A 7122-nucleotide genomic window follows, 5' to 3' on the forward strand; every position below is an offset into this window, starting at 1 on the left:
AACATTCTATTATCCTTTCAAAATGCGATGCATGAAAAAACGCATGCTTCAGTAAAAACCCTTATTGAGAATGTTAAAGCTGTGAATTGGAGGCTATTACCAGAAGTGCTGGGGCCACTAGCCCTGGAACATCAAGGTTGTATTGAGGCAATAATTAATCCCAAAATCACCACTGACGCGGCATTTATTATTCTTCAAGCACTAATATCACGTACCGAACTAATGTCAGAGGGACCATATAGTATCGAGCATGATCGTTCTAAAAATCTTTTACAATATAATGAATATCTTTCCATGCTTATCAATTGTCGGACACCAGCAGAATTTAAAATGTCTGAAATTGCTAGTATTAAATTCCCTCTAAAGCTACAAAATGTACAACAAGTTGATTCCGAGTTGAGTCCTGCAGTTCAATTATGTGATGTTTTAATAGGCAGTACAATATCAGGAGTACGCGATTATTTACATGATAAATCAATGTCATTTTATTCACCTTTAAGACTATATAAAGGTAATCAGATAATCCACTTTATACCCGATATTGACTTTGAGGGGCAGCAAAAATTCAGGCGTGATGGGCAAGGCAATGAATACCTTGATTTCATCGCTGACCAATTTAATAAATTTGGAGGCTGAATATCAGTTATAGATATTAAACCTGCATATTATAAATTATTGATTATAGTTTAAAGTCCGCTCCTTGCGAAAAGTGGACTTTTAGCCCTCTGCATTTTCAGACGTCTCATTGATGATAATTGTCCGGTGTCTTGAGACCCATTCACGTCGAGAAAGTTCTCCTGCCTTGTCCCAATACTTTAAAAAATGATGAGAAAATGACACAGATGATTTTGGTAACTCGCTGAAAAAACTGAGTACAAGCAATGAACAGTTTTCTCACTTTTGAAGGTAACTTTATGAATTATATGCTCAGTTGGACGGTCTCGAAAACCGGAGTAGGGGCAACTCTACCGGGGGTTCAAATCCCCCTCTCTCCGCCACTATTCAAACACTTAGCTTACTTCCATTCAACGACACCCGTCACACTTGGTATAGTGTTGGTATACTCGCTTGGTATATTTCTCGCCTTAATCATCTTCCGATTCTCCCAAAACAGGAAGATCTAACGTCGGAGAAATCCTAACTTTGCGATCATAAACAAGAACCTGGCTTTCCGTTTTATGCCCTGAAAAGAGTTGTTTCTCTCTGCTGGATCCTTCGTAGTCAGAAATACCTTTGGCTTTAAGATCGTGAAATGTGCACTTCAGTTTCCTTCCCAGAGTAATTCCCGCAGATTCGCGTGCCGCCTCCCATAGATCGTTAAATCCACTTTTTGAATATTTTGTTCCCTTGCTACTGCATACAACCGTAGTTTCACCGCCTAACGTTCTGGCTAAAGCAATGGCATTATGCAGCCGCACAGTCCATGCCTTTATCTGCTTTGTGCCGGTCTTACCCTGTTGGATGAAAATCCCTTCATCGCTAACCTGTGACCAGCGCAATGACAGAACATCTGAAACGCGTGCAGCGCATAAATAAGCTATTTCCATACCCACGCGAAGCGCTGGCGCCGCTTCAATGTATATCGCCTGATATTCTTCATCAGTGATGTATACCTCGCGAGCTTTAAGTGTAAATTTTCGGACCCCTTTGCAGGGGTTACTTTTCACATATCCTCTTTCAAAACCCCAGCCATAAACACGAGACATGCTTGAGGTCTCCTGATTTGCCTGGTTCTTGCTTGTAATTCCGCGTTTGTCCATATAGATACGGACCTGCTCAATCTTGATGTCATCTGCTCTCATTTTTCCAAATACGGCCAGTAGTTGTTTTTGATGCTGACGATAGTCCGTTTGCGTTCTTGCTGATAGATCAGTGAACGATGGACTATCCAGAAACAGCCCCCAGAGTTTTGCGAATGTCATTACGTCATGACGTTTTGCTTTTTCTTCCTCATAACGCTGCCAGAGTTTAGATATGCTGGTATCCCTGATTTTTCCCAGTGTTACGCTGAGTTTCGTTCCTTTCGGTTTCCAGACGTAGCTGTATTTATTTTTGGTAACCCGCGGAGGCAGATGCGCGTCCTTTGGATTCTTGCGTGGTCTTCCCATAAATGGCGTCGAAGTCGGGTTCAGTTGCAACATACTCGTCAACCTTTGGTAATTCAGTCGTATTTGGTGCCAGATTCCGACGCAGAACAATCGGCCTGTTCTTCCCGTCTGTAGTAAATGGGATCCCATGGCAACGCAGCTGGCGCTGTTGTTCTGTATATCGTCTGTAACCCGTTATTTCTGCAATTTCCGCTGGTGACAGTGTGAGTTCATACATGGCTATCACCTCAGATAGCCAGCCGGTAAAATTTAACCGGCTGGTGGTCGTTATTCTGAATATCAAAAATCAGTTTGCAGTCAGACGCTGCCAGATTGCTGACACGTATTTGACCTGATGTCGGGCATCAGAAAGCGCGTTGTGCATGTCTCCTTCAAACGGGATGTCAAAGCGTGGATTGATACCCACAGATTTACCCAGTTCGACCATGGTCCTTACATCCCTGTCATTCCAGTACGGAATAGGGAAGGGGGTGTCTGTTAACGCAAACGCACGACGAAGAATGACGTTATCAAAAGAGCATCCGTTACCCCATATCTGAACTGTGTGGCTACCGTTAGCAGCGTTTTTAGCTATGAAGTCAGCCAGAAGTTCGAGGGTTTCAAGCAGCCCCATTGCATCATCAACAAGAATTGCAGAACGAGCTTCCGGGGATTGTTTTAACCACCACTCGATTGTCGACGCATCAGGTTTCATGCCAAACGACATAGATGATTCAAGTCGGACGACCTGGTAAAACTCGGCGCCAGTGTTGCCAGAAGAAGGATCGAAAAATACGCCACCGATAGAAACTATTGCGGCATCAGGACCGCAGCCCATAGTTTCCATATCCACCATTAAGTGAGAATAAAGTTTGTCAGACTTTTGTTCAGTAATTTGATGAACGGATTCATTATTTACCGCATCTGTTTGTTCACCAGAAGCATCAGCGCTTTCATCTGGCATAGTTGTTGTTTCGCCCTGAGACACTTCAGTACCAGCCTGGGCTTCATCGTTGACAACCTCTTCCATCTGCACATCACTGGCGGCTTCCTCGTTCTTATCTGATTTGATTTTTTCTGCAACTGACCGCTGGCGAACCTGATCGACAACAGATAATGGTTGCGCCGGTGGCGTGTTAACCAGGCTGTCTATGGAAAAGACACCATTGCCGTGGTTTTCGATGTTCGGTTGCTCAGCGCGGGACCGGGCTTCAGTGCCGAGTTTGTTACCAACAAAGGCATATTCTTCGCCCACCCCATCAGGGATCGTGGTTTCATTTTTACCGTTGATGGCATCGTGAACCGCGTCAAGGGTTACCGATGCAGAGTTAATCTGACGGGAAGCCGCAAGAGTGTCAGCAGTCGGCTTTTCGTGATTGCTTTCTGTCAGGTTCGCGCTGATGTATCGGCGCAAACTGTCCGGGAAGTTATGAACGTTTTCACCAGCACCGCGAATGAGTGCAAAGATTGCAGCCCTTGAATAGTCAAGAACACCTGGAGTGGCGCGAAGAGCAGAGGACCATTCTTTCCACGGACTCTCTTTTTTAGTAATGATCTCTTTAGCGCGTCGATGGATGGATAGCGGTATATTGTAAATATCAAAATCCATCGGCAATGTGGCCGCGGCAATTTCGTAATCCAGCGTTTCCAAGGTGTGAATGTAGTCAGGGTTTCGGTCAGTCTTAATTCCACCTCCTGCGTTAGCGCCACCGGAAGTTCTCTGGATGCAGGACAGACGATTACCGTTAGCCCACTCCTTCGTTAGAAGCCCGCGGTCAATATGTTCCGTATTAAACCAGGCATTAAGGAACTGAATAACGCTTGCCAGTTCTGGCGTTTTTCTGTCGACAGGGAATACTGTTTTTACCGAAATCACTGCCTTCCAGATATCAACTTCATTGGCTTTCTTGAATGGTTCAACATTCTCTGCCGCGAGCAGAAGGTTCTGGATATATGAATTATCCTGATCCAGTTCCAGGGCGATAATTTCTTTTTTCTGCTCTTCGTCGACGTGATACATATACTCACCGCCGCCAATGTGCTGCGCCAGTACGCGATGTCGGAATGACATGGTCGGTACAGCCGTTAACTTTGGGTATTCTGGGTGAGAGTCTTCCCCTTCAGTAAAATCCTGCTCGTGTTGAATATTTTCATTAACTTCGGGGACCGCATCATTGGCTGGTTGTTCGCCTGCTGTCAGTACGGTAGATTCTGGCTCTGCTGGTGCTTCGGCTACCACTATTTTTTTCCAGGTTAAACCATCCTCGCCAAGCACGTAACGATCACACCATGTGTCATCCAGCGTACCTTCTTCAGGCAGATCGTCGACAACAAACCAGTTAGTGCGTATTGGCAACTGGTGGTCAGCACCACGTCCAACTTCGATCCCGGAATCTTCCAGAAGGTTGAGAATTTCGCGTTCAGCGCGCGAGTCAGATTTTGCAGAGAACCAACAAAAGAGGCTTTTTGAGTCAGTCGCTTTGGCTTTGGCTTTGATGATATACGCATATGTGTTCATTGCGTTCGGGCTCCTTAAGGTTGTAAGATACCCGGCAGCTGATGATTGCCGCCTGTGGTAGTGGTCATTGGTCAAAACTCGTTCCGGAAAGCTTTGGTCGGCTGACCGGGTACTTAACCCGCCTTGCGCGGGTTTTGTGCTTTATGGGGTCGGGGATTTTTCCTGCGACAGCTGCGCGACGGGGACCCATTCAAGAGCATTCAGCACAGGTTCGAACGAATCCGGCGTGTGCGTAACGGCGCGAACGACATCAGCAACGCTGGGGTTAATTTTTTTGAGATGGTATCCACCACCGGCACCGAGTTGGCTGGTAACAATGTCGCTGCGGCGAAGCCTTGAAAAAATCTGTTCCAGGTAGGATACAGACAGCTTTGTTTCTTTATTGATGGAGGCAACAGACACGGGTTTCCCGCAGTACATCCTGTTCAGGACTGCCACGGTCTGGACAGATGCCACAACACGTTTCATTCCGAATTCCATTACGCATCCTTAGTCGGTTCACGACCGTAACCGGGGTTATCCCTGAGAGCATTCTGTAAAACAGGGATCGCCTCGCTGTGTGGCAACGTCAGTGCCAGTTTGATTGCCGTTGCGAATGTTTCGGCAATCAGTTCGAATTTTCTGGCCAGTTGAGCCGTCTCATCGAGCTGTTCGCCAATCGCTTCCATTTCAAAGTTGTGTTCCGTCCAGGCTTCCCCCAGAACGTCATCTTCCACTTCATCACGCAGGGCTTCTTTGACTTCGAGGACAGGTAAAATACCAATAAGTTGCTCTGCAGGTGCGGTACTGAATCTCAATGCCAGTTCGTTTGCTGACATAAAAGCCTCCAGAAAAAGGCCCGCCACGGGACGGGCAAACTAGATTCTCAACTTAACCAGAACAGGTCTTCGTCTCCTGTTTGGTTACGATGGCAGTATTACCATCACGATGCCCCGTGCACTGAGCATCAGGCTGGCAACAGCCATTGGTCAAAACTCGTTAAAAAAATGCGGAAGGCTGTTGGTCGTCAGCCCGAATAATTGCATCAACGGGATAGCAATTTGTAACACTACTTTGCTCACTTGCTGCCGACAGACACTCTCTTTCACTTCCATAAACACCAAGGACGGCTTCCTGGTAATCACCGTTTGCCATGACGATAGTCAGAACTAATGCGTACAGCGTTTCCATCAGTGTGTCCCCGCTGGTACAAGATTCGGTTCGATGGTGCGTGAGGCAAATGGGCGGCGAATATTGCGCAGATTCCCCTGCGGTTCGTGCCAGTAGATGCCGTCGAGGTAGTTGTATGAAACTTTCCATGCTGCGCCGGTGCGGATGTTTCGCATTGGAACAGCGCACCCGTTGTTAGGAACTACGCTGGTGGATTTCATGACAGAGCCTCTTTAAATTCTGCAAAACTGAGTGCTTCCTCGCCCTCGGCGAGACCTTCAAAGTATTCCTCGTATGCTTTTTCCATCTTTATTCTCTCTGCCTTATCGCCGGCCAGCGGAACGGTTAAAACCTGCTGCGCATTTCTGTTTGTCATCTCATCCGGTGTTTCGTATGCCGCCGGCAGCTACTTCGTGGGCGTCCTGCCTGGATGACTGTCTTTGCGTTGGGAATAGTATTATCGATTGAATCGATATATGTCAAATTAAATCGATATGTTGAGGCGTGAAGATTTTGCCGATTAGTTTATCGGATTGATTTTTCTTTATTTATGGGAGGGTGACGGTAGGTGGTTACTCGTTACTTGGTATTATTTTCCGTTTTTTTAGATAGGCTGTAGCAACATCGTCAAGCTCTTGCAGGCGCATTTGGATCAACTCAATAATCTTTTCTTTTTCATCATCAGTAGGTAAAAGCTCAAATTGTTCAAGAAGTTTTTGTTCCTGAATAGACTGAGGTTGTCGCTTTTTTTCTGACATGATCACAGGTATATCGTCTGCTTCAGTTTCTTCGAGAAAAAACCAATAAAGCGGAAAGCCTGTGGCGGATTGTAGCTGATCAAGGATGTCGGCTCTTGGAAGTATATTGGAATTACACCAGCCATTGACCGACTGGGCTTTAACTCCCAATCTACGTGCAAGTTCTGATTGAGAGATTCCAAGCTCTTGGATTGCTTTTTGTAGTCGCTTTCCGAAGTTCATATTCCTAGCCCGCTCAAAAACATACCTACGATTATACAGATTTTATCTGTAGCTAAACCTATCGATATAATTTGACGATATCGATTTAATTTGATTTACTTCCTGCATGTTCACTCAACGGGATATGCCAATGAAGACCTCTACTCAAAAGAAAATGTTAGCAATATGCAGTCAGGCTGAACTGGGGCGTCGCCTTAATCGTCGAGCCCAAACAGTTAATGGATGGTTCAAGAATAAGGTACCAGGCGAACTTGTTGTGCGAGTTTCAAAAGCCGTCGATTGGCAGGTGACGCCACACGAGCTGAGGCCAGATCTTTACCCAAACCCAGCTGATGGTTTGCCACAAGAAGGGGCCTAACTATGCACTCTGTAACTTACTCTCATCATA

Annotated in this window: 10 protein-coding genes and 1 pseudogene; 2 read left to right on the top strand and 9 right to left on the bottom strand. The window is 46.0% G+C overall.

Annotated elements, in window-relative coordinates; genetic code table 11:
• A pseudogene (locus tag AB7E14_RS17765) lies at nt 1-636 on the top strand (hypothetical protein); the annotation flags it as partial.
• A gap of 449 nt (nt 637-1085) precedes the next feature.
• Here the strand turns inward: AB7E14_RS17765 and AB7E14_RS17770 are convergent.
• The 9 genes from AB7E14_RS17770 to AB7E14_RS17810 all read right to left on the bottom strand — a co-directional run bounded on the left by AB7E14_RS17770 (nt 1086) and on the right by AB7E14_RS17810 (nt 6734).
• The gene (locus AB7E14_RS17770) at nt 1086-2108 is read right to left on the bottom strand and encodes a tyrosine-type recombinase/integrase (RefSeq protein ID WP_316961843.1); all 1023 of its coding nucleotides are present in this window, start codon (nt 2106-2108) and stop codon (nt 1086-1088) included.
• A complete protein-coding gene (locus tag AB7E14_RS17775) occupies nt 2047-2325 on the bottom strand; it encodes a DUF4224 domain-containing protein (protein WP_071888413.1) in 279 nt (92 codons plus the stop codon). The genes AB7E14_RS17770 and AB7E14_RS17775 overlap by 62 nt, the downstream gene beginning before the upstream one ends.
• 69 nt (nt 2326-2394) lie before the next feature.
• A complete protein-coding gene (locus AB7E14_RS17780; protein ID WP_316961813.1) occupies nt 2395-4605 on the bottom strand; it encodes an exonuclease in 2211 nt (736 codons plus the stop codon).
• Nucleotides 4606-4746: 141 nt separating this feature from the next.
• A complete protein-coding gene (locus AB7E14_RS17785; RefSeq protein ID WP_316961812.1) occupies nt 4747-5073 on the bottom strand; it encodes an RrF2 family transcriptional regulator in 327 nt (108 codons plus the stop codon).
• Nucleotides 5074-5084: 11 nt separating this feature from the next.
• On the bottom strand, nt 5085-5423 hold the full coding sequence (locus tag AB7E14_RS17790) for a hypothetical protein (RefSeq protein ID WP_316961811.1): 339 nt from the start codon (nt 5421-5423) through the stop codon (nt 5085-5087).
• A 160-nt stretch (nt 5424-5583) separates the two neighbouring features.
• On the bottom strand, nt 5584-5775 hold the full coding sequence (locus tag AB7E14_RS17795) for a DUF1482 family protein (protein ID WP_316961810.1): 192 nt from the start codon (nt 5773-5775) through the stop codon (nt 5584-5586).
• Complete coding sequence (locus tag AB7E14_RS17800; RefSeq protein WP_316961809.1) at nt 5775-5930, bottom strand: hypothetical protein; 156 nt, start codon at nt 5928-5930, stop codon at nt 5775-5777. Before AB7E14_RS17800 ends, AB7E14_RS17795 begins: the two co-directional genes overlap by 1 nt.
• 41 nt (nt 5931-5971) lie before the next feature.
• Nucleotides 5972-6130, bottom strand: coding sequence for a hypothetical protein (locus tag AB7E14_RS17805; RefSeq protein WP_155273625.1), 159 nt, complete (start codon nt 6128-6130; stop codon nt 5972-5974).
• 196 nt (nt 6131-6326) lie between these two features.
• On the bottom strand, nt 6327-6734 hold the full coding sequence (locus AB7E14_RS17810; protein WP_316961808.1) for a helix-turn-helix domain-containing protein: 408 nt from the start codon (nt 6732-6734) through the stop codon (nt 6327-6329).
• 130 nt (nt 6735-6864) lie between these two features.
• On the opposite strand from AB7E14_RS17810, the gene AB7E14_RS17815 reads away from it, so the two are divergent.
• Nucleotides 6865-7092, top strand: a complete 228-nt coding sequence (locus AB7E14_RS17815; RefSeq protein WP_044266820.1) for a transcriptional regulator — start codon at nt 6865-6867, stop codon at nt 7090-7092.
• Nucleotides 7093-7122 lie beyond the last annotated feature (30 nt).

Origin of the sequence: Citrobacter sp. (assembly GCF_050252275.1) — a bacterium.
Classification (GTDB): domain Bacteria; phylum Pseudomonadota; class Gammaproteobacteria; order Enterobacterales; family Enterobacteriaceae; genus Citrobacter_A; species Citrobacter_A amalonaticus.

Coding starts and splice junctions, on each gene's coding strand:
- AB7E14_RS17770 (WP_316961843.1), bottom strand. CDS start 2,108: ATGGGAAGACCACGCAAGAATCCAAAGGACGCGCATCTGCCTCCGCGG.
- AB7E14_RS17775 (WP_071888413.1), bottom strand. CDS start 2,325: ATGTATGAACTCACACTGTCACCAGCGGAAATTGCAGAAATAACGGGT.
- AB7E14_RS17780 (WP_316961813.1), bottom strand. CDS start 4,605: ATGAACACATATGCGTATATCATCAAAGCCAAAGCCAAAGCGACTGAC.
- AB7E14_RS17785 (WP_316961812.1), bottom strand. CDS start 5,073: ATGAAACGTGTTGTGGCATCTGTCCAGACCGTGGCAGTCCTGAACAGG.
- AB7E14_RS17790 (WP_316961811.1), bottom strand. CDS start 5,423: ATGTCAGCAAACGAACTGGCATTGAGATTCAGTACCGCACCTGCAGAG.
- AB7E14_RS17795 (WP_316961810.1), bottom strand. CDS start 5,775: ATGGAAACGCTGTACGCATTAGTTCTGACTATCGTCATGGCAAACGGT.
- AB7E14_RS17800 (WP_316961809.1), bottom strand. CDS start 5,930: ATGCGAAACATCCGCACCGGCGCAGCATGGAAAGTTTCATACAACTAC.
- AB7E14_RS17805 (WP_155273625.1), bottom strand. CDS start 6,130: ATGACAAACAGAAATGCGCAGCAGGTTTTAACCGTTCCGCTGGCCGGC.
- AB7E14_RS17810 (WP_316961808.1), bottom strand. CDS start 6,734: ATGAACTTCGGAAAGCGACTACAAAAAGCAATCCAAGAGCTTGGAATC.
- AB7E14_RS17815 (WP_044266820.1), top strand. CDS start 6,865: ATGAAGACCTCTACTCAAAAGAAAATGTTAGCAATATGCAGTCAGGCT.